This window comes from Acinetobacter sp. B-6 (assembly GCF_056930735.1).
This window is the reverse complement of the sequence record NZ_JBXPBY010000012.1, coordinates 11,958-34,360: the sequence shown is the minus strand read 5'-3', so window position 1 is coordinate 34,360 and position 22,403 is coordinate 11,958. Positions and strand designations below refer to the sequence as shown.

Here is a 22,403-nt window from a genome sequence, read left to right as displayed (position 1 = left end):
AACAAATGGCAGAACCTACAGCAACAACAGCAGTGACCTTTGGCGCAGTATTTTCCCTTTTACCTTTTGTAAATGGTAATGCGCTGTTGGGTGCTGTTTTTGGTGCAGCATTATTCGCAACAACAAGAAAAGATTTAAAGCCGATGCAACGCTTAGTCACCATGCTTTTAGCAACAGGCATTGGCTACTTGCTTTCTCCAGAAGTTACATCACGTACATTTATTTCAAATGATGCAACTGCAGGCATGATTGCTTCGATTTTCTCATTACCCATTATTTTGAAGATTATTGTCTGGGTAGATCAATCAAGCCTATCTGACATTCTAAACAAAATTTTTCGTGGTGGAGGGTCATCATGATTGAACTATTCTTTCAAATCATAGCTTTGATTGCTTATCTCATTTGCGGATTTAGAATCATCTGCTTTGATGCAACAGGACTAAGACATCGCCAAGGTTATTCAATCTTGGCGACAATTCTGATAGGGGCATTTTTAGGACAAAGTGTTCATATTCTATTTTTTAAAGATCCTGTGACACTTTGGGATGCCATATTTTCAGTTCTGCTTGCTGTTCTGATTTGGAAAAGTAAAGGCAATGTAGCAAAACTGATCTGGAGTACATCATGACAATTATAAAATTTGGTGCAAAGGGTGATGTTGTCATCACAATACAGAAGCAATTAATCAGATTAGGCTATAAAGGTCTAAATGGAAAGCCTTTGAACCCTGACGGTGATTTTGGTAATAACACAGAATATGCGGTCATGCAGTTTCAGAAAAAAACTGGACTTGTCGATGATGGCAAAGTCGGTGACAAAACACGGATTGCCTTACAAGGTGGGAACACAGATAAATTCTTAAAGGGTTCTGACTATATAAAAGCAGCACAGCGTCTCAATGTTCCTGAACTTAATATTCGTGCTTTTGGTGCAACAGAATCTCAAGGTGTAGGGTTCTTGCCAAATGGAAAAGCAAAAATTTTATTTGAACGCCATAAAATGTATGCGTACCTGGTCAAGTTCAAAGGTAAAGCATTTGCCAATGAACAAATGAGACTTTTTCCGAATCTAGTCAATACGGTTACTGGTGGATACAAAGGTAAAGAAGCCGAATATACTCGTCTCTCACTTGCTAAAAATATCCATGAAGAATCCGCCTTGATGTCTTGTTCTTGGGGACAATTTCAAATCATGGGCGAAAATTGGCAGGATCTAGGCTATAAATCTGTCTTTGATTTTGTTGAACAAATGCAAACATCTGAAACCTTACAGTTAGAAGCATTCATCCAATTCATTGAAACCAAAAAAGGCTTATTGGCAGCACTACAAAAAGAAGATTGGGACACCGTTTTTCGCTTGTATAACGGTCCAGCATATAAAAAGTTGGGTTATGAAGCGAAGTTCATCAAAGAGCGTGCACACCTAGAACCGATATATGGAGTTCAAAAAAGCGCATGAATATTTTGAATTTACTTAAACCCTTTGCGAAGCCTATTTTGACTTTGCTTGTGCTGATCTGTTTATATTTTGCCTTTCAGTATTACAACCATATTCAGCAAAAAATCGGTCAGCTAGAACAGCAACTTATACAAAAACAAGAGCAGCTGCAAACGCAAAACCAAAACATTGAAAATATCCGCACTCAAGTGTTGAAACAAAACCAAGCGATCGCAGATTTACAGAAAGTACAAAGCGAAATACAAACAAGCGCAGGACAACGCCAAGTCATACTTAAAGAGATTTTTTCAAATGATGAAACCAGTAAAATTTGGGCTAGTCAGCCTGTGCCTAATGCTGTTCGTGGCATGTTCAACAGCCCCAAAACAACAACTTCAGCAACTTTATCCAATGCTTACACCATGCCTTAAACCAATTTTTATCATCAACATCAATCAAGACTTGGTTTTTGCTTTGGAGCAGACTGAGCTTGCACGTTCATTATGTGCAGCCCAAGTCGATGCGGTCATCAAGATTCAGCAGGATCAATTATGAAAAAACCTGACAGTCTAAAAACACACATGATCAATGCTGTAAAAGAATTACAACGTGATCCTGATCGTATGCTTATTTTTACAGATAAGGGCAATATTCGTTGTACCTTGGCAAACGGACTGTCATTTGAGTATGTATATGATTTAAATTTTATTTTGACTGAATTTGCAGGCGAATTGGATGCTGTCATGATTCCTTTGCTAGATTGGATTCGATTCAATCAACATGAACTTTTAGCAAATTTAGAAAAAAGCGAAGACGCATTTAAATTTGAAACGGTGATTTTAGACAACAACACAGTCGATTTATCACTCACATTTACTTTAACCGAGCGTGTGATTGTAAAGCGCCAAGACGACGGTAATTTGAAAGTAACATTTCCAGATGAGCCACAATACGACAAAGCCACACCACCACAGCCGTATAAAATGATCGATCATAAAACTGGTGAAGTACTGGCTGAATGGATGTCGGCAGAACCTGAAGAGAGATATTTCTAATGGCAGAACTTCAAGCTTTAACGGATCATTTAAACGTGATGCTGAATCAACTCAGTGAAGCTGAACGTCGTAAGCTTGAAATGGATATTGCCCGAAAACTTAGAACAACTCAAAAAACAAGAATTACCAAACAAACAAACCCGGACGGATCTGCTTATATTCCTCGAAAATTCCGTCTCCGGGACAAGAAAAATAAAATCAAAAATAAAATGTTTAATGCCATCAAAAATGCAAAATATATGCGTATTGAACGTACACCCGAGGGGATCGCTATAGGCTTTACAGGTCGAGTGGCATTTATTGCGAAAATTCACCATTTTGGTTTAAGAGGTAAAGTCGATAAAGATGGTCCGACAGTCCAGTATGCCCGTCGTGAACTTTTAGGTTTTACCCCCGAAGAAATCAACATGATTGAAAATGAAGTGCTCAACTACATCTCAAAAAAATAAAAATCGAGTTGTAAACATAACCACTACAACAGCAAAAGCATGAAATAAACAAATGACTGCAACACGATTGCAGACATGAATGCAGATATCTTACGACGTCTTGAAAACCTGATTCGTTTGGGAACCATCAAGACTATAAATCCGTCTGAACCTTACCTGACTGTGACCGTCGAAACTGGCGAGATCACAACGGGTCAGCTTCGCTATGTCAATTTAAGGGCAGGGGATGACAAAACATGGGATCCTCCATCAATTGGTGAAGAAGTCATTATTTTTAGTCCGTGCGGTGTGCTTGAAATCGGTTTTGTTTTGGGTGGCTTAAATAATCTTACACATCCCGTAATTTCCAAAGATCTCAATAAAAATATTCGATTATTTGCAGATGGTTGTTCAATTTCTTATGACACCAAAAATCATGCTTTAGATGTCATTTTACCAGCCAATGGAACTGCCGTGATCACTGCACTAGGTGGATTAACCATCAATGCAAATACAACCATAAATGGCAATGTTCAAGTCAATGGTAGTACCGCAATGACTGGAAATAATACCGTTGGCGGTAGCCAATTGGTGCAAGGCAGCAGCCATTCAACAGGTGAATTCAGTACAGATGCAGACGTCAAAGCAGGGAATATCAGTTTAAAACAACACAAAACATCGGGTGTCAAATCTGGTGGCGATACTTCAGGAGTGCCAATTCCATGATGTCACGTTATGACGCTTCAACTTTGACAGAACAACAACATATAGAGCAGTCGCTTGAAGACATTGCTACAACCCCGATCGGATCTCGAACCCATCGTCGAGAGTACGGTACCAGTTTAGCCGATTTGATCGATCACCCTTTGAATGAAGTCCTGATTTTAAAGTGTTACAGCACACTCTATAGCGCATTTACACGTTGGGAAGATCGTATAGAAATCAATCAAATCCAAGCTGTAGAAATTGGCGAGGGGAATTTGATGATGGACATTTCAGCCATTTATTTAAGTACAGGAAATCCAATGAATTTCAAAGTACCGTTCTATCTCGGAGCTATAGCATGAGTGTTGTTGACTTTTCACAGCTTCCTGAACCAAAGCTGATTAACGATCTTGATTATGAAAAGCTGTTCAATCAACGCAAAGAAAATTTCATCGCTTTGTATGAAGAAAAAGACCAGGAGAAATGGCGGTTAATTCTTAGCCGTGAATCAGATCCAGTCGTCAAACTCTTACAAGAAAATACGACTCTAGAACTCAATTACAAAGCCAAATGTAATGAGGATGCTCGTTCATTATTATTGGCTTATGCAACAGGCGCAGATTTAGACCATTTAGCACTGACTGAATACGGCTTAATTCGCTTAATTGTTACCCCTGCAAACAATACTGTCGTACCGCCATTGCCTGCGGTTTATGAATCAGATGAACGACTTAGAGAACGTTGTTTATTGTCATTTGAAGCAATGAATACCGCTGGATCTGCAAACGCATATCGATTCTTTTCGTTGTCTTCAGATGGGCGTGTTTATGGTGTTAAAGTTTATTCACCTGAAGAAAATCCATATTTGCTGGACATCATCATTTCACAGATTGATAGCTTTAACGCTGAAGCTTCAGTCGAGTTAATTAATATTGTTCAAAAAGCTTTAGATCCTGAACATGTACGTCCTGTATGTGATCGTCCCATTGTTAAATCTTCAATAGCCACCCCATTTCAAATTGTAGCCAGACTGTTTATGGGGAAAAATGCTGAAGATTCTTTGATGCTTGAAGCAGCCAACATTCGGATTAATAAATACATTGAACAAGTCAAAAAGAATGGATCAAGCATTCGATTATCCGCAATTTATGCTGCATTGCATGTCGATGGGATAAGTCGAGTCATCATCGATCAACCCACTGCAGATATTGAAATTGACACTTGGCACCATGCTTATTGCAATTCCGTCAATATCAGCATAGGAGGTACAGAATGAAATCATTACTTCCACCAAATGCGACTCAACTTGAAAGAAATCTAGCTGAAGTCAATAAAAAAGCTTTTGACATTCAATCAATTCGTATCATCAAAGATATTGATCACGTTCCTCCGCAATTTCTTCCATTTATTGCATGGCAAAGGTCCGTTGATTATTGGGATGACAATTGGCAAGACAGTTTAAAACGTACAGTAATTAAAAATGCCAAAGAACAGCACAAAATTAAAGGCACAGCGACATCGATTCGTCGAGCACTTGAGCCATTCGGCTATGAAGTCAAATTAATTGAATGGTTTAAGACAACGCCAAATCTTAGACCAGGAACATTCAATTTAGAACTGGACCTGATTGGTAAAAGTCTCAGTTCAGAAGTGTTTTATGAAGTTAGACGTCTTGTCAATGATGCAAAGTCAGCCTCGCGCCATTTAGCGAATTTAACGATTACATCGAATCCTGTGTTGATTGTAACGAATACGCTTGTACACCAAACCGCACTTACTTATTCAAGTCTTCCGAGAAATTAATAATGGCAGAATACTATAATGTCACCACAACGATAGGTGATGCAGAAATTGCAAAAGCGATTGCAACCAATACTAAATTAAATATCACCCACATTGCCTTTGGTGATGGTAATGGTGCAGTACCAACACCATCCAAAACTCGATCAACTCTAGTGAAAGAAGTACATCGGCAAGCGGTCACAAAGTATGAACGTCATCCAACAGTAGGTAACTGGATAGTTGTAGAAACCATTATTCCCTCAAATATTGGAGGGTTTTGGATTCGTGAAATGGGGGTCATTGCAGATGGAAAATTAATTTCACACGGTTCGCATGCCCCATTTGAAAAAGTTGCAGATCCATCTGGCGTTTCAGAATATCGCTTAAAATTCACCCTTGATATTCGAGATGGCAATGTTGTAGCGATCACTTTAGATCAATCATTGATTTATGCTACTCAGGCTTGGGTGGAAGAAAACTATATTAAACGTGCCGAGATTGTAGATAATCTGACTACAGATGCCTTTAATAAGCCTTTATCTGCAAAACAAGGGAAATATTTAGAGGAGAATAAACTTAATCGGGCTATTAAAATTCCTGAAAATGCTGATTTAAATGATTACCAAGCTCAAGGAAGTTATTTAGTCGATTATAATCTTACTGCAGAAACGATAAAAAATAGCCCAACAAAGTTAGCTTTTTCTTTGAATGTAGAAATAACTGCTGGCTGTATTCAGCGTTTAACGACTTATAAAGATGCTGGTACACTTCAATATATTCGTTCTCAATATACTGGTGGATGGACACCTTGGTACAAGATCTATAGTGAACTAGATCCACAACCATTGGTTGCAGAGGCAAAACAATTACAAACAGAATTGACAGCCTACACAAATGATCAAGACTTTGTTAAACATTTTTCAGGAAAATCGAAAGCATTTTTTGATAATGGCGCAGGAAAGTTTTTTACTCAGTATTCAACAGGACTAGTATCATCTTTTTCTGAAGGTGGTACATTCATGATTGCTTGTGATGTACTGACTGGTAAGACAAAAATTATAAATTGCGTAGTGCGTCAGAATGGTAGTGTAGATAACCTAATAAAAAAAGAACTTGCATATACAGATTCAAATATAACTGGAAATGCAGCTACTGCTTCTAAATTACAGATTGCCAGAAATATCACGATTGCAGGCGATGCAAATGGTACAACTTATTTTGATGGAACATCTAATGTAACTATCAATATGGTATTGGCAGTGGCAAATACCAGTGCCGGGACTTATGGAGCGAACTCATTACAAATTCCCGTTTTCACTGTTGATCAAAAAGGGCGAATTACAAGTGCCGGCAATAGAATTTTGCCTTCAGCGTCAACGACAACGCAAGGAGCTGTACAACTAAACAATACACTAACCAGTACGTCTACAACTGAAGCACTCACTGCAGCACAAGGCAAAACCTTATTTGATACTAAATTGTCAAAATCAACAAAAATATCCAGTGGTGATTTAAATAATTATCAAGAGCCAGGACTGTATTGGTGTGATGCAGATGCTGAAGCTATAACTATGTTAAATTTACCCACACCATATGCTTTTTCACTCTTTGTTGAGCGCCATGCAGGTACAAAGCAAACATTTACTGAATACAGCACAAATCGCACTTTCATTAGACGGTTTTATAATGGATGGTGGACATCTTGGAAAGAAATAGCATTTACCGAAGACCAGATATTTAAAGGAACCAGTAAGTTTAATGGTGATATTCAAGTTACTGGGCAAATATATGCACAAAAGTTTAGATGTGAAGGTGACTTTTGGTTTACTTCAAATGATGAAAATACTGCTAAAAGATTATTAACTGGTGGTTTACTTGCTTCAAATAACTATTCAGATGCAGACAAAATACCTGAGTTTGGGATTTATTCTAAAGGTCTAATTCAAACTGCAAAAGGCTTTTATAGTTCAAGTAATGAATTGAATATTTTTCACGGAATTTCAGGTCGGTATTTATATTTACATGGTGAAGCTTGGGGGTGTTACTCTCCTCAAGGCATTGTTCCACTTTTGGTCCAAAATGGAGGAACGGGAAATACTGAAGGAATAGCACCATCAGCAAATAAGTTACAAAATGCAAGAAATATCAATAATGTACTTTTTGATGGTACGGGCGATATTAATATTACAGCACCTATGCGTTATTTAGGTAATGTAAATACATCAAGTATTAATGATGCGATCAGTGATGGTTTTTATCTAGTTGCAGATGTGAATATTTTAGGTCTTTATCCATATGGCATTTTAGAAGTAAGAGTTTCAGGAAATACAATCCATCAAACTTATTATTCACATAATGACAGCCTGAATGGATCTGTAGCGGTGCGTCAAAGTTGGGGTGGGAAAGGTGCATTTACGCCTTGGCGAGTCCTCGACAGCCATGTTGCTGAAGTTTCTCCCATTCCATTTGCTGGAGATGCCATTCCTACAGGTTACATCGCAATGATGGGGCAAGCAATTTCTCAATCCAGTTATCCAATTCTTTATTCAGTCTATGGGGCTTATTTACCTGACATGCGCGGTGAGTTTATTCGTGGTTGGGATGCTGGGCGAGGTGTGGATGCAGGTCGTGGTTTAAGAACTTGGCAAGGTGATGCTATGCGTAATATTACAGGCACTGTGGGTGGCGGTGCTAATGATTATAGTAGTGGCGTTTTTTATGAATCTTATAAAAGTAATGATGGTCAAGAAGGTTCACGATTTAGACAAACAGTTTACGGATTAGATGCTTCGCGCCAAGTTCCAGTAGCAAACGAAATTCGACCACGTAACATTGCATTCAATTATATTGTTAGAGCGATTTAATTATGAGTATTAAGTTTTCAGAAAAAGATCAAGTCGTTACAGTCTATTCTTATGATTCAGATATGATTTTTTGTGGTTCATTTGAATATAAATGGTTAAAAGATACTGGGCTTGCTGCAAATAGCACGGACATTAAACCGCCGAAAATCCCTAAGTCTAAAATTGCAGTTTTTGATTTAAGTGCCCAAAAATGGTCTATTGTAAATGATTATCGCAATATGACCGCTTACAACATTATTGATCAAAGTGAAGTCAAAATCGATTATGTGGGTGATATTAAAGATGGGTTTACATTGCTTAAACCTAACTCAATTTATGAAACATGGTCAGATAATACTTGGGTAGACCAACGAACAGAAGAAAAAATTATCAGTGACGAAATAGCTATATTACCGCCTTTAACAAGAAGGCAGTTCCGTTTAGCATTAGTTCAAAATGACTTTGATCTCTCATATATTGAGGAAAAAATCAAAAGTATCGATGATTTAAAGCAACGACAAATAATCCAGATTGAATGGGAAGATGCTCAAATCTTCGAGAGAACAAGCACAAGCTTAAAAGTTATGGCAGATATATTGGAATTAGATGACAAGAAAATTAATGAGCTATGGAAACAAGCTTTAACTTTTTAGTGCTTAATTAAGTTGTAAACATCACCACTACAACGGCAAAAAATAGCGGTATAACACACAATTTGTAAGCCTGTGATCTGAATACAAAACAACAGATCACAGGCTTTTTATATGGCTACAGATTATTTTCATGGAGTCCGAGTTTTAGAAATAAACAACGGCTCACGTCCAATTCGGACTGTATCAACTTCTGTCATTGGTATGATTGCCACAGCTGAAGATGCAGATCCTTTAGTTTTTCCACTAGATACGGCTGTACTGATTACAGACATACAAGGTTCAATCGAAAAAGCAGGCGAAAAAGGTACACTGGCACGCTCATTACAAGCCATTGTTGACCAAACCAAAGCTGTCGTTGTTGTTGTTCGAGTTGCTCAAAAAACCGAAGAAGCTGAACAAAAAACGGCTGTAATTGGTGGGCAAGTCAACGGCAAATATACAGGCATGAAAGCCTTACTCACTGCTGAACAACACTTAAAAGTTAAACCACGAATTTTAGGTGCACCAGGACTCGATTTTCCTGAAGTTGCGACGGCATTCGGTGCACTTGCACCTAAGCTTAAAGCCTTTAACTACTTGTCAGCCTATGGCTCTGAAACCAAAGAAGAAGCTGCAGCGTATCGAGATTCAATTGGTTCTCGTGAAACGATGCTGATTTATCCTGATTTCTTAGGCTGGGACACAGCAACATCAAACACAACCACATTTGAAGCTACAGCACGGGCTTTAGGCTTACGAGCAAAAATTGATAATGATATCGGTTGGCACAAAACAATATCAAATGTTCCAGTCAATGGCGTCACAGGCATTTCAAAAGATGTGTCTTGGGAACTACAAAGTATGGACACCGATGCTGGCTATCTCAACTCCAATGAAATCACCACATTGATTCAACGTGACGGATACCGTCTATGGGGTTCTCGTACATGTTCGGAAGATCCATTATTCCAGTTTGAAAACTATACACGTACCGCTCAAGTGATCTCAGACACGATGGCAGAGGGGCACATGTGGGCAGTCGACAAACCACTTCATCCGACTTTGGCCAAGGATATTGTTGAGGGGATTAATGCCAAATTCCGAGATCTAAAAACTCAAGGTTACATCATTGACGCTGAGTGCTGGTTCGATCCAGACGCAAACAGTAAAGAGACTTTGAAAAATGGTCAATTAAGACTGGATTATGATTATTGCCCAGTTCCACCGCTTGAAGATTTAACGCTTCGTCAACGTATCACGGACAAATACTTAACTGAATTTGCCTCTCGTATGACTTCATAAACAGGACATATATCATGGCTTTACCTAAAAAATTAAAAAAGATGAACCTGTTTAACGAAGGTAATTCGTATCTTGGTGAAACAGGTGAAGTGACTTTGCCAAAGCTCGGTCGTAAGTTTGAGGACTGGCGAGGCGGTGGCATGAGTGGAAACATCAAGTGGGATGCTGGTCTGTCAGATGACATGATCGAATTCGCTTGGAAGCTTGGCGGTATCGATCCATTGGTCATTGGTCAATATGGTGCTGCAACAGTGAGCGCATTAGGTTTGCGTTTTGCTGGATCTTATCAACGTGACGATACAGGTGAAACCACTGCACTCGAAATCGTAGTGCGTGGACGTCATGAGGAAATTGATCTTGGTAACGCCAAAGCAGGCGATGACACTGAACTTTCAATCAAAACCATCTGGTCATATTTAAAAATCACCATCGATGGCCAGGAATACATCGAAATCGATATTCCGAACATGATTGAAAAAGTGAAGGGTGTCGACATGCTTGCCGAGCATCGTAAAAACATAGGTATTTAGTTTTTCCTACCCTTCTGTAGTTTCGTACTGCAGGAGGTTTTTTTACATCAAATTTATTTAAGGAATTTGCTATGCAAACTCAAAAAACAGAACAAACTTCTGAACAGATTCAAAACTTACAAGCCATCCAGCCTGATATGGAAGTTGTAGAGCTAGACTCTCCATTCAAAGTTGGCAATACAGAAATCACTTCGGTTGAAGTGCGTAAACCGAGTGTGCCTGCTTTGCGAAAAGTGCGTATTGCAGACATCTTGAATGGTGATGTCAACTCCATTTGTACTTTATTACCTTTGTGTACAACCAACCCAACATTAACTAAACAACAACTCGATACGCTTGTGGATCCTGTCGACATCATTCAGATGGGGGCGGTCATCATTGGTTTTTTGCAGACGAAATCAGTACGTGCGGAAATTGCACTCCAACAATAGAAGATGCCATCGCCAATATTGCGGTTGTTTTTCACTGGCAACCGCAGGCGTTTACAGATATGTCACTCAGTGAATTGATGGAATGGCACCAGAAAGCCATTGAGCGGAATGGGGCGGATGATGAGTAATAAGTTAAAATTAGAAGTGATTTTCGGGGCTAAAAATACATTAAGCCCTGCACTTAAAATGATTATTGGTAGCAGTAATGCTGCCAGTAATGCTTTAAAAAAAACGAGAAACGAAATTAAAGCATTAAATGATCAACAGAAAAAAATAGACGGCTACCAAAAGCAAAAGAAGGCTGTTCAAGATCAAGCAAAATCAATGCAGGATCTACAAAACCATATCAAAAATTTACGTCAACAGATGAAAGCAAATCCATCTGCAGACTTGACCAGGGAATTTGATAAAGCAACAGCCAAAGCCAAAAAGTTAAAACAGGAATACGAACGCAACCGCATCGAACTGCAACGTATGCGTACAGAAATGAACAATTCAGGGCTTTCTACCAATCGGCTTGCAGAACATCAGCAAAGATTACGAACACGACTCAATCAAGCCAATCAGTCCATGCGTGAGCAAGAGCAACGGCTTAAAAGGATGGCTCAACTCCAGCAAAACTATCAACGTCATGCAGGGCAACTAAGAACAGCCAGCATGTATGGGGTCGGGGCAGTGGCTACAGGGGCAGGAATTGCTTATTCCATGCGCAAACCGATCGAAGAAAATAAGAGCATGGATATTGCTCAAAACAAAATTGGTTCTTTAGGTCTAGGCAAAGAAGCAACAAAAGAAGCAACAAAATATGCTAAAGCGATGAAAACCTTTGGTACATCAACTCTAGACAATATGAATCTGGTCTTAGATGGTGTTACTGCATTCGCAGATGTCCATCACGCAAAAATGGTTGCACCGATGTTGGCGAAAATGAAATTTGCCAATGAAGCCATGTACGGAAACGAAGCAGGGGCAGAAAATGAAAAAAAATTCATGGACATGCTCAAAGTCATTGAAATGCGTAACGGCTTAAAAAGCGATTCTGCTTTTAAAGAACAAGCCAATATTATTCAACAGGTGATTACCGCAACAGGTGGACGTGTTCAAGCTGAAGAATGGCTCAATGTGATTAAAACAGGCGGTATCGCAGCCAAAGGCATGGACAACAAAGCCTTTTACTACAAGATGGAACCGCTTGTTCAAGAAATGGGGGGATTCCGTGTCGGTACCGCCATGATGTCTGCTTATCAAAACTTGTACCAAGGTCGAACAACGCAACGAGCAATGGGGAATTTGGATAAGTTTGGATTGATTGGAGATCCAACAAAGGTTAAACACAATAAAACAGGTGATTTATCATATCTAGATATTGGGGCAATTAAAGGCGCAGATCTGTTTAAAAAAGATCAATTCGCTTGGATGGAACAGGTTTTAGTTCCTGCTTTAAATGCTAAAGGCATTACCAAAGAGGGTGATGTCATCGATGCAATCGGGAGCATTTTTTCTAACCGAACTGCATCAAACTTATTTGCCCAAATGTATCAGCAACGTGACCAGATCCATAAAAATGCTAAATTAAATGCTGGTGCTGAAAACATTGATCAATTAAGCGATCGGGCAAAGGGAACCACGACAGGTAAAGAACTCGAAGCAAAAGCCAAACTTCATGATGCATATTTACGCTTTGGACAAACCATTTTACCGATTTATACCAAAGCCATTGAAATGGCAACAGGTGCATTGGCGACGTTTACAGGTTGGATGGAACGCAATCCAACCTTGGCAAAAATGCTAGGTACAGGGTTAATTGTAATAGCGGTTAGCCTGGTCGCCATCGGTGGTGCTTTGGCTATCTTTTCCCCACTGATATTAGGCTTACTTAGTATGCGTTTAATCATGGGGACATTGAGTGGAACAACGACAGTATTCTCAAAAGTATTCAGTAAATTACCGTCTGTATTCGGAATATTAAGAACTGCAGTATTTGGGGTCGGTCGTGTTTTCCTATGGGTAGGTCGAGCACTTTCTATGACCCCGATTGGTCGATTAGTAACAGTAATTGGATTGGCAGCATATTTCATTTATAAAAATTGGGGACCGATTAAAGCGTTTTTTATCAATCTTTGGAATGGTGTAAAAAATGCATTTAACACAGGTGTTTCATTTATAAAAGGCATTATTCAAAGCATCGATCAAACCTTTGCAGAAAACCCGATTTTAAACTTACTTGTTCCGATTATTGGTATCCCACGTTTAATTATTGCCAATTGGGAACCGATCAAAGCCTTTTTTAGTAGTGTATGGACACATATTTCAGCTATTTTTGCCCCAATTGGTCAGTGGTTTTCTGGGCGAATGAGTGAAGTAAAAAATGCCTTTTCAAATGGTATTAATATCTTAAATTCAATAATCAATAATTGGTCGCCTTTAGGATTATTTTATAAAGCATTTGCAAAAGTCTTATCTTGGTTCGGAATAGAGTTGCCTGCCAAGTTTACAGGCTTTGGTAGCATGATCATTGATGGCTTGGTTAAAGGGATTCAGGCAGGCTTTGAAAAACTAAAATCGCTTTGGGCTACGATTAATGGTTGGATGCCCGACTTTATGCGAAAAACAATGGATATCCATTCCCCAAGCCGTGTAATGGCAGGCTTGGGCGGTCATATCATGTCTGGCTTAAATGTCGGCTTAGATCGAGCATTTCCAAACCTAAAAGCCAAGTTTGCCGATGTCGTCAGCATATTTAAACCCGATGCCGAGTTATTACAAAAAGTTGATGTCGCCCCAGCACTTGGAAAAATTAAGTCAGCACCAATGCTGGCTGGATCAAGTTCTGGAAGCGTAGTAGTTCAAGGCGATACGATCACCATGAATTTTAATGTTGCACCAGGACAAGATATTCGCCAGATCCAGAGCATGATTGAAAACGTACTTGATCGTCGTGATCGGGAGAAAGCCACCCGTATTCGTTCAAACTACCGTGACCAGGATTAAAAAATATGATGATGATTTTAGGCATGTTTGTATTCTCTATACCAACAGCCACATATCAAAGCTTGCAACGCAATAATAGTTGGAATCATGCATCGAACAATCGAGTCGGTGATATGCCAGCTTATCAGTTCACAGGCAAAGGCGAAGATGTGCTTACACTTGACGGTTCAATAGTTCCCGAGTTTGGATCTCAAATCTCATTAACCGCTTTACGCTTGATGGGGGATACAGGCAAATCCTTTCCATTGATTGCAGGCAACGGGAAAATCTATGGCTCATGGGTAATCGATAGCTTGAGTGAAACGCAGACATATTTTTATAGAAATGGTACCCCCCGAAAAATTGAGTTCAGTTTAACTTTAAAGAAAACCAAGTCGGCTGGAAGCATTATTTCTAATGTTGTTGGGACTGTCGCAGGGAGATTTTTATAATGTCTTTGACAAGCTTGGCGAAGAACACAATTTCAAATGTATCGGGACAATTGGATGACAATTATCCTCATGCCATCTTTAAAATTTTGGTCAACGGTTTGGATATCAGTGAGAAAATTCAGACCAGGTTAATTCGGCTCAATATTACCGATAATCGGGGCATAGAATCAGATTCAGTCGAAATTGAACTGTCAGATCATGACGGAACTTTAATGATCCCACCTAAAGGTGCCGAACTTGATGTTTCTATCGGTTGGAGCAATCAAGGCTTGGTCTACAAGGGCAAATATAAAGTCAAAGAACGTGAATACTCAGGGGTTCCCGATGTACTTACAATTCGGGGTGAGGCTGCAGATCTCAAAGCAACATTTAAAAAGAAAAAAGAACGCAGTTTTGACAACAAAACCATTGCAGATATTATCAATACAGTAGCAACAGAACATCAACTGAAAGCCATGATCAATGATCAACTCGGGCAGATCACACTGGCGCATATAGACCAAAACGAATCAGATGCAAACTTAATCACCCGTATTGCCGACGAACACGATGCTATTGCGACCGTAAAAAATGGACATTTATTGTTTATGCCTAAGGGCGAGGGCAAAACAATCACTGGACTGGATCTCCCCATGTTTTTTATTACACGGGCAATGGGAGATTCTCATCGTTGGGCGGATACAGACGGGGCAGATGAGGTCAGTGGAGTAACGGTTTATTATTATGACAACGACAAAGCCAAACGCCAAAAAGTCACCATCGGCATGTCAGATGAAAACACTCGAGAACTTCGTAATATCCAAAGAGATGAAAAATCCGCAAAACGTATTGCCCAAGCTGAATACAATCGCATCAAATCCAAGTCAGCAACATTCAGTTATAAACTCGCCTATGGCAAACCTGAATTAATTCCTGAAATGCAAATGCAGTTCATTGGCTTAAAATCCGAAATCGACGATATAGTTTGGTTAGGGACACGAGTTGTTCACACCCTGTCTTCAGACAATGGCTATACGACCGATCTCGAACTTGAAGTTTATTTACCCGACTCAGATGATCTTTCAGAACTTATCGATGAAGATTCAGGAAGTTACACAGGCATCTTGGCGTATTATCAGGATGGTAAAAATACAGGAAAAATTACGCAAGGTGATCAAACAATACCAAAGCGCTTAACTTATCTCTATAAAAATAAGCAAACCGCTACGACTGCAGCCATACGAGAGTACAAAGCCATGCAAGCGGAAAAGGATAAAGATGACTCTCAATAGGACCAATATTGGTTATTATAGAAAACGCTTCTGGCTTCGGCATTCAATTTAATTTCGTTGCCGTCCCAATCAAAGACTTTGACTACTTTTCCTTTGTTATCCATTAGACAATACAGATCGATCATTTGGCTATCGGCTTTACTGATTCGAATCCAGCCTTTTTTTAGATTTTCATCAACCATAAAATAATCCCTCATTTGAGGGATTATTGTAGCTTAAAAATTGGTGATAATGAGTTCATTACCGTTATGATCTTCATGTGCAGATTTATTGTTGACTGACCAACGAATTTTTTTATGTTGAATTTTATAGTCTTTAAACAATGCTCGGATCTCTGGAGTATCATTCAAACTTAAAATAAATTTTCCCTGAATTTTATCCAGCGCATTTTTTAAGTCATAAAAATCCTGTTTTGACCAGATTCCTTTCCCATATACATTCTCACAATCCCAATATGGTGGATCTAAATAAAACAAAGTATCAGGACCATCTACACGCTTCAGCATATAATCATAACTTGCATTTTCAATTACGACATTCTGCAACCGGGTATGAATCGATTGCAGATGTTGGCGCAGATCTTCTCCAAGTTTTAATCTTGCTTTTCGGTCACGGCTATAGCTAAAAGAACCGTCTAACTGACAACCGAAAGAAGCCCGAAGCATATAATAAAACTTGGCTGCTCGTTGAATATCAGTTAAGCCCCGATCATTCTTTTTCATTTCATTAAATACAGTTCGAGAGAACAAAGTATTTTCAAATTCAGTTAAAAATGCTTCAAAGTGGTATTTCAGGATTCTATACAGATTAATCAGATCGTCATTAATATCGTTAATGATTTCTACTGGTGATTCAGTCTTTTTAAACAGTACCCAGCCAGCCCCTCCGAACACTTCAACATAAGTTTTATGTTCAGGCATGAGGTCAATAATAGTACGTGCAAGTTGAGATTTCCCCCCAAGCCAGCCTGAAAAGCTATGACCCTTAGGATTGTATTGTGGAATTACAGAAGTGTTGCTCATCGATCTTACCTGTTTCGATAATAGGTAAGGCACTCGAGGTGCTCTGGAAGTTATTTAACGTTTTACAGCGTGGACATTTAATCTCGATTTGATTAAATTTGCTCGTTTTGGCTAATAGCTTAAAACAGCATTTACATTTCAGATTTTGCATTAAATTTTTCTACATCAGAAAAACCAAGCAAATATTATAAAAATTCGATAAAAAGAACAAATATTTCACCGAATTATCTATAATGATATTATTATTTGTGCTTTGAGGTTTGTCGTGGCTGGAGTACAGGACACAATTAAACTAAAAATGATTTGTCCCCATTGTGAGGCAAACACGTTGATGATTCGGTCAAGTAAACAACAACATCCACTTTTTAAAGTTATTTATTTTCAGTGTCGTGATGTACTTTGCGGTTTTACCTGTCAAGCCCACCTTGAAATTAAATACCAAATATCACCGCCAGCCTTAGAAAATCCTGAAATCAGTCTACCTTCAGTAAAAATAATTAAACCTAAAAGGAATCATCATGATTTTAAAAAAAATATTTAAGTTAACTGGTTTTGCAATGATAGCTATGTTCCTTTCTACCATAACAATTATATCTGGATTGAAAGCTGGCTATTCTAAAGAAGTTGTTTGGATTGGCAGTCTCTTGAGTTTTAGTCAAACCATTTTATTTTTATTTCTATCGGAACAATTAGATTCCATATCAACATATTTAAAAGATAAGGCAAATAAATGAAAAGTTTTTTAATTTTTGTTGCAGCTATTGCTTTGCTTTTTCCATCTAAAGACTTGGGAGGGCTGATTTCATTATTGCTATTTCTCGGTTGTATGACTTTAGCAGTTATTTTGACCATTTATGGCAAATAATTCATGACTTTTCAAAGGAGACATAAAGATGTCTGATCAAGCAGTTTCTATGATTTGTGGAACATTTATTTTGATTTTTTTACTTTCAAGACTTTTGTAAGGAAACGATTATGGCGCTATGTAAAATATGTGGAAAACGTTACTGGTTTTTTTCTCATCATCAATGCCCAGTAAAACCACGCCAAACAAGTTCATCAACAACCCGATCTTACAATACAAATAGATCTATTATTTCAGATTCAAATGACCTTTATCTTCAACAACAATTATTACAACAGATGACAGCATCATCAAATGAAGAAAGCTGTCGATCGACACCTATTGAAGTTTCAGGATCATTTCATGGTGATTCAACTAATGTCACCACTTCCAATCATTGTCACTCTTCAAATGATCCTAGTAATTCTTATTCAAGTGAGACTTCATCAAGTAGTTATGACAGCGGATCTTCATCTAGTTCTAGCTGGGATTAATATGAAAAATATTCACCATTTCAGCCCAATCTATAATCAACTAAATCTAAATCGATTGATCTTTGGTGGACGTTATCAGTCAAAGAAATATTTGATTCTACGTTTATTGGATCAACAGCTTCCTGAATTAGAGTTTAATATTTGGCTCGATTTTCCATTTATACCTAAACGCATCAAGAAAGTGAAAAATCGAAAGGTTCGGAGAGCGTGTTACCAATCTTTTAAACTCTATAAAAACTCTTTTAAACCGATTAGACACCCTCGTTTAAGAATGATTATGGATGAATACCCTAGATATGAATCAAATGATCATATTGATGCACTTGCATATGCATTTACAAATTCTCTTTTTTATAGCCAATATAATATGGCTTGGGATAGAGACACAGAAAATAGTTTTTCTAAAGGAAATATTCAAAATGACGAATGATCCTGAACAACTCTTCGAACTATTCTACAAAAATATCCGTGATGATATGCAGCCATCTTTTATATGGAAACATAGTCGAGAAGCCAAATATCATTTTTGGCATGTACGCTTTATGAATGCTTATTATGGAATTCAGGAGCCTTATAGCCTAAGAAGTTGGTCAGAGGCTCCTCAAATGTGGTTAGCAGGATTAAAAGAATTTTTAAAAATAGGGGCTTAATCTATTTTCTCTTTAATCTTTTTATCAAATGAAAAATACATTGGCTCTTTGGTTGATACTTTTTCTGTTTCGCTAAAATCAATCCATTCTCCATTTGTTGGAAACCCTATCTTATATATGTATGGAAGATTTAGTTTAGATGAAGAGTTAGTATCAATCATATATCGTAGTTTTGAAATACTTAAGTCTGTGAAAATTGGGAATTCAAAGACAATATGTCCAAATCTTAAGTATGCTATAAAATCAAAATCTTCATTAGGTGGAAGTTCTTTTTTAAATTCTTCAAAATCTGTAGTTTCTTTATTCAGAATTATGACATCTAATACACTTGTACTAAATCCGTCTAAACGAGTTTTCATAGCCATTAAAGGAGAAAATGGAATAAAACTATTATCTTTACTAATTATCCATTTTCTAAGGATTTCAAATTTGGGTAAATATTCCCTTGGTAAAAGACCATAAAATATCTTCATTAATGCTTTGTAAACTAGCATTGGACTGTATTTATTCTGATTCAAATTGAAAGTTACGATATTCGAAGCATCATCAAATGAAATTTCATCCTCATGTAACTCTCCTATAAATATATTTCTTGATTGGTCAAACCTAAAACTTCTATTTTTACCCATTTCAGTTTTAATCAAGTTTCCTGCTCTGTTTTTTAATTTATTAAGAGTTCTATATGGAGTTAAGTATTTATCAAGTTCACATTCAAGAGTTTGCCCAAAAAAATGATTACATTCATCACACTCTTCATGATGCAATAAAAAATTATTTCCTAATAAATATGGAATAACATGAGGAAATTTATTGAAACTAACTTCACCTGAGCTTTTTAAACAAAAAATACAGTTTTTATCCTTATGATTATCTAAATTATATAAATAATAATTTTCTGTTATGTCTTTAAAATCATAATAATTAAATAAGACATTATATGTGCTAGTATTTTTTAAAATTTGATATATTGAAACTATTCTTTCTTTATTCCATAAGGATAGATTGAACTTAAAACTTTTAATCCTATAGCTAGATAAATACACAAATTTCATTATCTTAACACCTGATATCGACACACCATAGCGCCACAACGAGCACTCTTGATTTCGGTACCATCCTTTAAAATTAAAGAATCAATCTTGTTGCCTTTTGAAATCTTGTCATATAGATCAGAACCATCTTTACCACCAAATAGTGCACGAGTAATTTGTTGGCCAGCTTCAAATGCTGCATTTGCTTTATTAGGATTTTGAGCATCATACTTCCAAGCTACATCGATAAACTCACGACTTAAAGTAATATCTAATCCATTCTGCAAATCATCACTAAAGTAATATATGGTCATTGGCTCACCATTTTGGTTTGTTCCTTTTTCTTTTTCTACTACTGGTAAACCAACTGCAGCAATAATTTCTTGGTCATTAGTTAGATCAACTTTAGCAACAGGGGAGGTATAATCGACACCAGGCACTTCAAATTGTGGACGATCTTCATTTCGCAATGCTTCTAATTGCTTCTTATTTTGTTCCTGAAACTCTATTCTCGCTTTGTCAGGTTCAGCAGTTTTTTGAGCTTCGTCTTTTTCTATTTTAGTCGGGGCTGTATGAGTAGGGATGCTATCATCTGCAGCTGGTTTTGGAGGTGTAGGTAGTAGAGCAAATACCACAATGCCAAGAACCATCCATGAAAAACTTATGATTCTTGCTTTTTTGCTAAAACCTTGTTTTAAAGTAAACCATGCAAAAATTATAGGTACAAAAATAATTCCGATGATGAGCCACACAGGAAGCTTTTTTCTTTCTAAATTATTCATTAAGTCAATTATTTATAAAAAATAGTACATCAGTATTTTTACATAACTATGTACTATTTCGCAACCAACAAAACTCTGATTATCTATTCTCGTCAGATTTGTTAGAGTTTTGACTAATTTTAACTTCCTTAAAAGCATTTACAAATGTTTCAGCTAAATTTCGTGCAAATTCCGGAGCTGCAACTTCATCACCTTTTGCTGAATATTTACTGTCATTTGCTTGATTAAAATAACTAGGAATTAAATTTTTTCTTATCTCTTTTTGTTCTTCTGGTGTCATACGTGCCATAAATGGTTCAAGTGCAGCTAATTGTAAGAAAGTTCTATGGTTTTCTTGATAACATTCGTAGTGTTTAGCCGATAATTTTGAAGCATAGACTGCCAAAACAAAAAACATAAGTGAAATAGTTAATCTAGCTAAAATTGTGAAATAGTTTGTATCTGGTTGTGGAATTAATCCCCAGAATTCATATATCGGTAATGCAATGATTATAATAGTAGTTAAAATTGCCAAAAAAATTGAACCCATTGTTATCCAACTATAAAATCTATATGAGTCTTTTTCTTCGACTGATTTTTTTTTATAGTTATCCGTTAAAACATAATTTCCTGACATTTCAACTAATTTAGTAAAATCGGCAAAGTTTGATTTTGCATTTTGATATGAATTATCAATCTCCTCAATTTTGCTACTATTAATTTTTTCGAGTGTTCCTAGCTTTTCTTCTAGTAAAAATTGAATATCATTTGTTCGCGTATTAGAAATATCTTTCAATCTATTATCGAAATTTGTATATTCTAACATTAAACCTTCAGTTTGCTTTTCAAAGTCATTTATTGTTTTTTTAAAATTTTCACATTCTGACTCTATTGCCTTAAATTCAGAATTTATTCTTTTAGATTCATGAACAAAACCACTTAAAATTTTACTTGAAGATATTTTAAACTCTTTGAAAAGTATTTCAGATTCATTTTTAAATCTTTCAATGTAGATGTTTTCTAGAACATCTACATATTTATATTTTATGGAGTGAACTATTAATATTATTTTTTTTAAAATTATGCTTATTCTTTCTAAAATAAATAATAATGCCTCCGATGTTTTTGTTAATGAATTAATACGTTTACTCATACTAAAATTATAGTTTTTTTCAAATTCATTAGAATCTATAAAATCAGAAAATAATATGGCAGAACTGTGAAATGAATGAACTGTAGTGTTTAATTCTGTGAATTCGATAGATAAATCTTTAAGATGCTCATTCAAATCACTGTTATTGAGATGTACATTATTAAAAAGATTATCATAATATGTAAGAGAGATTATCTCTATATTTAAATCTATAGCATTTTTAATTTTATCAAAAAAAATAAATATTAACTTTGCCTCTTCTGGAATGCGTTTTTTAATTTTTTTCAGATTTAATTCATACTTACTTTCTAAGTCTGAAAGATGAATGTTAACCTTTAGCCCTGAAAAAATTGTTTTGAAATTATCAAATTTTTCTATTAAATTAATATTTATGTTCGAGGTCTCAGCCATAACTTACTCAAAAAACAATATCTTATAAAAAATAGTACATCACTATCTTGACATAACACCTCACTATCGAGCAACATGTATTTACTCAGCAAAATCTGAGTACAAGCCTAGGAAACTTGTTTTTACTCTACGAGCGCATAAATGATCGTCGCTTAAGCGACTTTTTTTGTGCCAAATTGTCTGATCGGCTATACTTGTT

Annotated in this window: 31 protein-coding genes; 25 read left to right on the top strand and 6 right to left on the bottom strand. The window is 36.8% G+C overall.

The features are described 5' to 3' along the window. Nucleotides 1–5: 5 nt before the first annotated feature. The 20 genes from AC1Z3T_RS15010 (at nucleotide 6) to AC1Z3T_RS14915 (ending at nucleotide 15,838) form a co-directional block, all read left to right on the top strand. Nucleotides 6–359: a putative holin gene (locus tag AC1Z3T_RS15010; protein ID WP_414435444.1), complete on the top strand. Its 354-nt coding sequence runs from the start codon at nucleotides 6–8 to the stop codon at nucleotides 357–359. Beyond that, nucleotides 356–628 carry a phage holin family protein gene (locus tag AC1Z3T_RS15005; protein WP_414435443.1) on the top strand — a complete coding sequence of 91 codons (273 nt, stop codon included), beginning with the start codon at nucleotides 356–358 and terminating at the stop codon, nucleotides 626–628. The genes AC1Z3T_RS15010 and AC1Z3T_RS15005 overlap by 4 nt, the downstream gene beginning before the upstream one ends. Then, nucleotides 625–1,458: an N-acetylmuramidase domain-containing protein gene (locus tag AC1Z3T_RS15000; RefSeq protein ID WP_483396750.1), complete on the top strand. Its 834-nt coding sequence runs from the start codon at nucleotides 625–627 to the stop codon at nucleotides 1,456–1,458. Before AC1Z3T_RS15005 ends, AC1Z3T_RS15000 begins: the two co-directional genes overlap by 4 nt. After that, on the top strand, nucleotides 1,455–1,868 hold the full coding sequence (locus AC1Z3T_RS14995) for a hypothetical protein (RefSeq protein WP_483396749.1): 414 nt from the start codon (nucleotides 1,455–1,457) through the stop codon (nucleotides 1,866–1,868). Before AC1Z3T_RS15000 ends, AC1Z3T_RS14995 begins: the two co-directional genes overlap by 4 nt. Then, entirely contained in the window at nucleotides 1,750–1,992 is a 243-nt protein-coding gene (gene lysC, locus AC1Z3T_RS14990; protein ID WP_483396748.1) for an Rz1-like lysis system protein LysC, read from the top strand. Before AC1Z3T_RS14995 ends, lysC begins: the two co-directional genes overlap by 119 nt. Further along, the gene (locus AC1Z3T_RS14985) at nucleotides 1,989–2,492 is read left to right on the top strand and encodes a phage tail protein (protein ID WP_483396746.1); all 504 of its coding nucleotides are present in this window, start codon (nucleotides 1,989–1,991) and stop codon (nucleotides 2,490–2,492) included. Before lysC ends, AC1Z3T_RS14985 begins: the two co-directional genes overlap by 4 nt. After that, complete coding sequence (locus AC1Z3T_RS14980; RefSeq protein WP_483396744.1) at nucleotides 2,492–2,941, top strand: phage virion morphogenesis protein; 450 nt, start codon at nucleotides 2,492–2,494, stop codon at nucleotides 2,939–2,941. Before AC1Z3T_RS14985 ends, AC1Z3T_RS14980 begins: the two co-directional genes overlap by 1 nt. 75 nt (nucleotides 2,942–3,016) lie before the next feature. Further along, nucleotides 3,017–3,646 carry a phage baseplate assembly protein V gene (locus tag AC1Z3T_RS14975; protein ID WP_483396743.1) on the top strand — a complete coding sequence of 210 codons (630 nt, stop codon included), beginning with the start codon at nucleotides 3,017–3,019 and terminating at the stop codon, nucleotides 3,644–3,646. After that, nucleotides 3,643–3,987 (top strand): GPW/gp25 family protein, encoded by a 345-nt coding sequence (locus tag AC1Z3T_RS14970; protein ID WP_200004415.1) that lies wholly within the window; start codon nucleotides 3,643–3,645, stop codon nucleotides 3,985–3,987. Before AC1Z3T_RS14975 ends, AC1Z3T_RS14970 begins: the two co-directional genes overlap by 4 nt. Continuing rightward, nucleotides 3,984–4,901 (top strand): baseplate assembly protein, encoded by a 918-nt coding sequence (locus tag AC1Z3T_RS14965; protein ID WP_483396742.1) that lies wholly within the window; start codon nucleotides 3,984–3,986, stop codon nucleotides 4,899–4,901. Before AC1Z3T_RS14970 ends, AC1Z3T_RS14965 begins: the two co-directional genes overlap by 4 nt. Beyond that, nucleotides 4,898–5,428, top strand: coding sequence for a phage tail protein I (locus AC1Z3T_RS14960; protein ID WP_414435435.1), 531 nt, complete (start codon nucleotides 4,898–4,900; stop codon nucleotides 5,426–5,428). Before AC1Z3T_RS14965 ends, AC1Z3T_RS14960 begins: the two co-directional genes overlap by 4 nt. Before the next feature lie 2 nt (nucleotides 5,429–5,430). Continuing rightward, on the top strand, nucleotides 5,431–8,271 hold the full coding sequence (locus AC1Z3T_RS14955; protein ID WP_483396741.1) for a phage tail-collar fiber domain-containing protein: 2,841 nt from the start codon (nucleotides 5,431–5,433) through the stop codon (nucleotides 8,269–8,271). 2 nt (nucleotides 8,272–8,273) lie between these two features. After that, nucleotides 8,274–8,903 (top strand): hypothetical protein, encoded by a 630-nt coding sequence (locus tag AC1Z3T_RS14950; RefSeq protein ID WP_483396740.1) that lies wholly within the window; start codon nucleotides 8,274–8,276, stop codon nucleotides 8,901–8,903. A gap of 111 nt (nucleotides 8,904–9,014) precedes the next feature. Continuing rightward, on the top strand, nucleotides 9,015–10,184 hold the full coding sequence (locus tag AC1Z3T_RS14945) for a phage tail sheath protein (RefSeq protein ID WP_483396739.1): 1,170 nt from the start codon (nucleotides 9,015–9,017) through the stop codon (nucleotides 10,182–10,184). Nucleotides 10,185–10,198: 14 nt separating this feature from the next. Further along, nucleotides 10,199–10,714, top strand: a complete 516-nt coding sequence (locus tag AC1Z3T_RS14940; RefSeq protein ID WP_414435431.1) for a phage major tail tube protein — start codon at nucleotides 10,199–10,201, stop codon at nucleotides 10,712–10,714. A gap of 71 nt (nucleotides 10,715–10,785) precedes the next feature. Next, on the top strand, nucleotides 10,786–11,145 hold the full coding sequence (locus AC1Z3T_RS14935) for a phage tail assembly protein (protein WP_414435430.1): 360 nt from the start codon (nucleotides 10,786–10,788) through the stop codon (nucleotides 11,143–11,145). Next, nucleotides 11,112–11,273: a GpE family phage tail protein gene (locus tag AC1Z3T_RS14930; protein WP_414435479.1), complete on the top strand. Its 162-nt coding sequence runs from the start codon at nucleotides 11,112–11,114 to the stop codon at nucleotides 11,271–11,273. Before AC1Z3T_RS14935 ends, AC1Z3T_RS14930 begins: the two co-directional genes overlap by 34 nt. Further along, nucleotides 11,266–14,136, top strand: a complete 2,871-nt coding sequence (locus tag AC1Z3T_RS14925; RefSeq protein ID WP_483396738.1) for a phage tail tape measure protein — start codon at nucleotides 11,266–11,268, stop codon at nucleotides 14,134–14,136. Before AC1Z3T_RS14930 ends, AC1Z3T_RS14925 begins: the two co-directional genes overlap by 8 nt. A gap of 5 nt (nucleotides 14,137–14,141) precedes the next feature. After that, the gene (locus AC1Z3T_RS14920; protein WP_483396737.1) at nucleotides 14,142–14,567 is read left to right on the top strand and encodes a phage tail protein; all 426 of its coding nucleotides are present in this window, start codon (nucleotides 14,142–14,144) and stop codon (nucleotides 14,565–14,567) included. Then, nucleotides 14,567–15,838 (top strand): contractile injection system protein, VgrG/Pvc8 family, encoded by a 1,272-nt coding sequence (locus AC1Z3T_RS14915; protein ID WP_483396736.1) that lies wholly within the window; start codon nucleotides 14,567–14,569, stop codon nucleotides 15,836–15,838. The genes AC1Z3T_RS14920 and AC1Z3T_RS14915 overlap by 1 nt, the downstream gene beginning before the upstream one ends. Here AC1Z3T_RS14915 and AC1Z3T_RS14910 read toward each other — a convergent pair. The 3 genes from AC1Z3T_RS14910 to AC1Z3T_RS14900 are packed head-to-tail and all read right to left on the bottom strand — an operon-like array spanning nucleotide 15,832 to nucleotide 17,011. After that, nucleotides 15,832–16,020: a hypothetical protein gene (locus tag AC1Z3T_RS14910; protein WP_414435426.1), complete on the bottom strand. Its 189-nt coding sequence runs from the start codon at nucleotides 16,018–16,020 to the stop codon at nucleotides 15,832–15,834. The genes AC1Z3T_RS14915 and AC1Z3T_RS14910 overlap by 7 nt on opposite strands. Before the next feature lie 33 nt (nucleotides 16,021–16,053). Then, on the bottom strand, nucleotides 16,054–16,860 hold the full coding sequence (locus AC1Z3T_RS14905) for a DNA adenine methylase (RefSeq protein WP_483396735.1): 807 nt from the start codon (nucleotides 16,858–16,860) through the stop codon (nucleotides 16,054–16,056). Next, nucleotides 16,823–17,011, bottom strand: a complete 189-nt coding sequence (locus tag AC1Z3T_RS14900; protein WP_414435424.1) for a Com family DNA-binding transcriptional regulator — start codon at nucleotides 17,009–17,011, stop codon at nucleotides 16,823–16,825. Before AC1Z3T_RS14900 ends, AC1Z3T_RS14905 begins: the two co-directional genes overlap by 38 nt. A gap of 147 nt (nucleotides 17,012–17,158) precedes the next feature. On the opposite strand from AC1Z3T_RS14900, the gene AC1Z3T_RS14895 reads away from it, so the two are divergent. The 5 genes from AC1Z3T_RS14895 (at nucleotide 17,159) to AC1Z3T_RS14875 (ending at nucleotide 18,848) form a co-directional block, all read left to right on the top strand. Next, the gene (locus AC1Z3T_RS14895; RefSeq protein ID WP_414435478.1) at nucleotides 17,159–17,401 is read left to right on the top strand and encodes an ogr/Delta-like zinc finger family protein; all 243 of its coding nucleotides are present in this window, start codon (nucleotides 17,159–17,161) and stop codon (nucleotides 17,399–17,401) included. Next, entirely contained in the window at nucleotides 17,379–17,594 is a 216-nt protein-coding gene (locus AC1Z3T_RS14890) for a hypothetical protein (RefSeq protein ID WP_483396734.1), read from the top strand. The genes AC1Z3T_RS14895 and AC1Z3T_RS14890 overlap by 23 nt, the downstream gene beginning before the upstream one ends. Next, a complete protein-coding gene (locus AC1Z3T_RS14885) occupies nucleotides 17,591–17,725 on the top strand; it encodes a hypothetical protein (protein ID WP_483396733.1) in 135 nt (44 codons plus the stop codon). Before AC1Z3T_RS14890 ends, AC1Z3T_RS14885 begins: the two co-directional genes overlap by 4 nt. Before the next feature lie 342 nt (nucleotides 17,726–18,067). Further along, nucleotides 18,068–18,628 (top strand): hypothetical protein, encoded by a 561-nt coding sequence (locus tag AC1Z3T_RS14880; RefSeq protein ID WP_483396732.1) that lies wholly within the window; start codon nucleotides 18,068–18,070, stop codon nucleotides 18,626–18,628. Further along, nucleotides 18,618–18,848, top strand: a complete 231-nt coding sequence (locus AC1Z3T_RS14875; protein WP_483396731.1) for a hypothetical protein — start codon at nucleotides 18,618–18,620, stop codon at nucleotides 18,846–18,848. Before AC1Z3T_RS14880 ends, AC1Z3T_RS14875 begins: the two co-directional genes overlap by 11 nt. Here the strand turns inward: AC1Z3T_RS14875 and AC1Z3T_RS14870 are convergent. The 3 genes from AC1Z3T_RS14870 to AC1Z3T_RS14860 all read right to left on the bottom strand — a co-directional run bounded on the left by AC1Z3T_RS14870 (nucleotide 18,845) and on the right by AC1Z3T_RS14860 (nucleotide 22,204). Then, a complete protein-coding gene (locus AC1Z3T_RS14870; RefSeq protein WP_483396730.1) occupies nucleotides 18,845–19,900 on the bottom strand; it encodes an HNH endonuclease in 1,056 nt (351 codons plus the stop codon). The two genes, AC1Z3T_RS14875 and AC1Z3T_RS14870, sit on opposite strands and share 4 nt — an antisense overlap. Continuing rightward, nucleotides 19,900–20,661, bottom strand: a complete 762-nt coding sequence (locus AC1Z3T_RS14865) for a hypothetical protein (protein WP_483396729.1) — start codon at nucleotides 20,659–20,661, stop codon at nucleotides 19,900–19,902. The genes AC1Z3T_RS14870 and AC1Z3T_RS14865 overlap by 1 nt, the downstream gene beginning before the upstream one ends. 79 nt (nucleotides 20,662–20,740) lie before the next feature. Next, nucleotides 20,741–22,204 carry a hypothetical protein gene (locus AC1Z3T_RS14860; protein WP_483396728.1) on the bottom strand — a complete coding sequence of 488 codons (1,464 nt, stop codon included), beginning with the start codon at nucleotides 22,202–22,204 and terminating at the stop codon, nucleotides 20,741–20,743. Nucleotides 22,205–22,403 lie beyond the last annotated feature (199 nt).

Excerpts from the sequence above, each read along its gene's own strand:
- AC1Z3T_RS15010 (WP_414435444.1), top strand. The coding sequence starts at position 6 with ATGGCAGAACCTACAGCAACAACAGCAGTGACCTTTGGCGCAGTATTT.
- AC1Z3T_RS15005 (WP_414435443.1), top strand. The coding sequence starts at position 356 with ATGATTGAACTATTCTTTCAAATCATAGCTTTGATTGCTTATCTCATT.
- AC1Z3T_RS15000 (WP_483396750.1), top strand. The coding sequence starts at position 625 with ATGACAATTATAAAATTTGGTGCAAAGGGTGATGTTGTCATCACAATA.
- AC1Z3T_RS14995 (WP_483396749.1), top strand. The coding sequence starts at position 1,455 with ATGAATATTTTGAATTTACTTAAACCCTTTGCGAAGCCTATTTTGACT.
- lysC (WP_483396748.1), top strand. The coding sequence starts at position 1,750 with ATGATGAAACCAGTAAAATTTGGGCTAGTCAGCCTGTGCCTAATGCTG.
- AC1Z3T_RS14985 (WP_483396746.1), top strand. The coding sequence starts at position 1,989 with ATGAAAAAACCTGACAGTCTAAAAACACACATGATCAATGCTGTAAAA.
- AC1Z3T_RS14980 (WP_483396744.1), top strand. The coding sequence starts at position 2,492 with ATGGCAGAACTTCAAGCTTTAACGGATCATTTAAACGTGATGCTGAAT.
- AC1Z3T_RS14975 (WP_483396743.1), top strand. The coding sequence starts at position 3,017 with ATGAATGCAGATATCTTACGACGTCTTGAAAACCTGATTCGTTTGGGA.
- AC1Z3T_RS14970 (WP_200004415.1), top strand. The coding sequence starts at position 3,643 with ATGATGTCACGTTATGACGCTTCAACTTTGACAGAACAACAACATATA.
- AC1Z3T_RS14965 (WP_483396742.1), top strand. The coding sequence starts at position 3,984 with ATGAGTGTTGTTGACTTTTCACAGCTTCCTGAACCAAAGCTGATTAAC.
- AC1Z3T_RS14960 (WP_414435435.1), top strand. The coding sequence starts at position 4,898 with ATGAAATCATTACTTCCACCAAATGCGACTCAACTTGAAAGAAATCTA.
- AC1Z3T_RS14955 (WP_483396741.1), top strand. The coding sequence starts at position 5,431 with ATGGCAGAATACTATAATGTCACCACAACGATAGGTGATGCAGAAATT.
- AC1Z3T_RS14950 (WP_483396740.1), top strand. The coding sequence starts at position 8,274 with ATGAGTATTAAGTTTTCAGAAAAAGATCAAGTCGTTACAGTCTATTCT.
- AC1Z3T_RS14945 (WP_483396739.1), top strand. The coding sequence starts at position 9,015 with ATGGCTACAGATTATTTTCATGGAGTCCGAGTTTTAGAAATAAACAAC.
- AC1Z3T_RS14940 (WP_414435431.1), top strand. The coding sequence starts at position 10,199 with ATGGCTTTACCTAAAAAATTAAAAAAGATGAACCTGTTTAACGAAGGT.
- AC1Z3T_RS14935 (WP_414435430.1), top strand. The coding sequence starts at position 10,786 with ATGCAAACTCAAAAAACAGAACAAACTTCTGAACAGATTCAAAACTTA.
- AC1Z3T_RS14925 (WP_483396738.1), top strand. The coding sequence starts at position 11,266 with ATGAGTAATAAGTTAAAATTAGAAGTGATTTTCGGGGCTAAAAATACA.
- AC1Z3T_RS14920 (WP_483396737.1), top strand. The coding sequence starts at position 14,142 with ATGATGATGATTTTAGGCATGTTTGTATTCTCTATACCAACAGCCACA.
- AC1Z3T_RS14915 (WP_483396736.1), top strand. The coding sequence starts at position 14,567 with ATGTCTTTGACAAGCTTGGCGAAGAACACAATTTCAAATGTATCGGGA.
- AC1Z3T_RS14910 (WP_414435426.1), bottom strand. The coding sequence starts at position 16,020 with ATGGTTGATGAAAATCTAAAAAAAGGCTGGATTCGAATCAGTAAAGCC.
- AC1Z3T_RS14905 (WP_483396735.1), bottom strand. The coding sequence starts at position 16,860 with ATGAGCAACACTTCTGTAATTCCACAATACAATCCTAAGGGTCATAGC.
- AC1Z3T_RS14900 (WP_414435424.1), bottom strand. The coding sequence starts at position 17,011 with ATGCAAAATCTGAAATGTAAATGCTGTTTTAAGCTATTAGCCAAAACG.
- AC1Z3T_RS14895 (WP_414435478.1), top strand. The coding sequence starts at position 17,159 with ATGATTTGTCCCCATTGTGAGGCAAACACGTTGATGATTCGGTCAAGT.
- AC1Z3T_RS14890 (WP_483396734.1), top strand. The coding sequence starts at position 17,379 with ATGATTTTAAAAAAAATATTTAAGTTAACTGGTTTTGCAATGATAGCT.
- AC1Z3T_RS14885 (WP_483396733.1), top strand. The coding sequence starts at position 17,591 with ATGAAAAGTTTTTTAATTTTTGTTGCAGCTATTGCTTTGCTTTTTCCA.
- AC1Z3T_RS14880 (WP_483396732.1), top strand. The coding sequence starts at position 18,068 with ATGGTGATTCAACTAATGTCACCACTTCCAATCATTGTCACTCTTCAA.
- AC1Z3T_RS14875 (WP_483396731.1), top strand. The coding sequence starts at position 18,618 with ATGACGAATGATCCTGAACAACTCTTCGAACTATTCTACAAAAATATC.
- AC1Z3T_RS14870 (WP_483396730.1), bottom strand. The coding sequence starts at position 19,900 with ATGAAATTTGTGTATTTATCTAGCTATAGGATTAAAAGTTTTAAGTTC.
- AC1Z3T_RS14865 (WP_483396729.1), bottom strand. The coding sequence starts at position 20,661 with ATGAATAATTTAGAAAGAAAAAAGCTTCCTGTGTGGCTCATCATCGGA.
- AC1Z3T_RS14860 (WP_483396728.1), bottom strand. The coding sequence starts at position 22,204 with ATGGCTGAGACCTCGAACATAAATATTAATTTAATAGAAAAATTTGAT.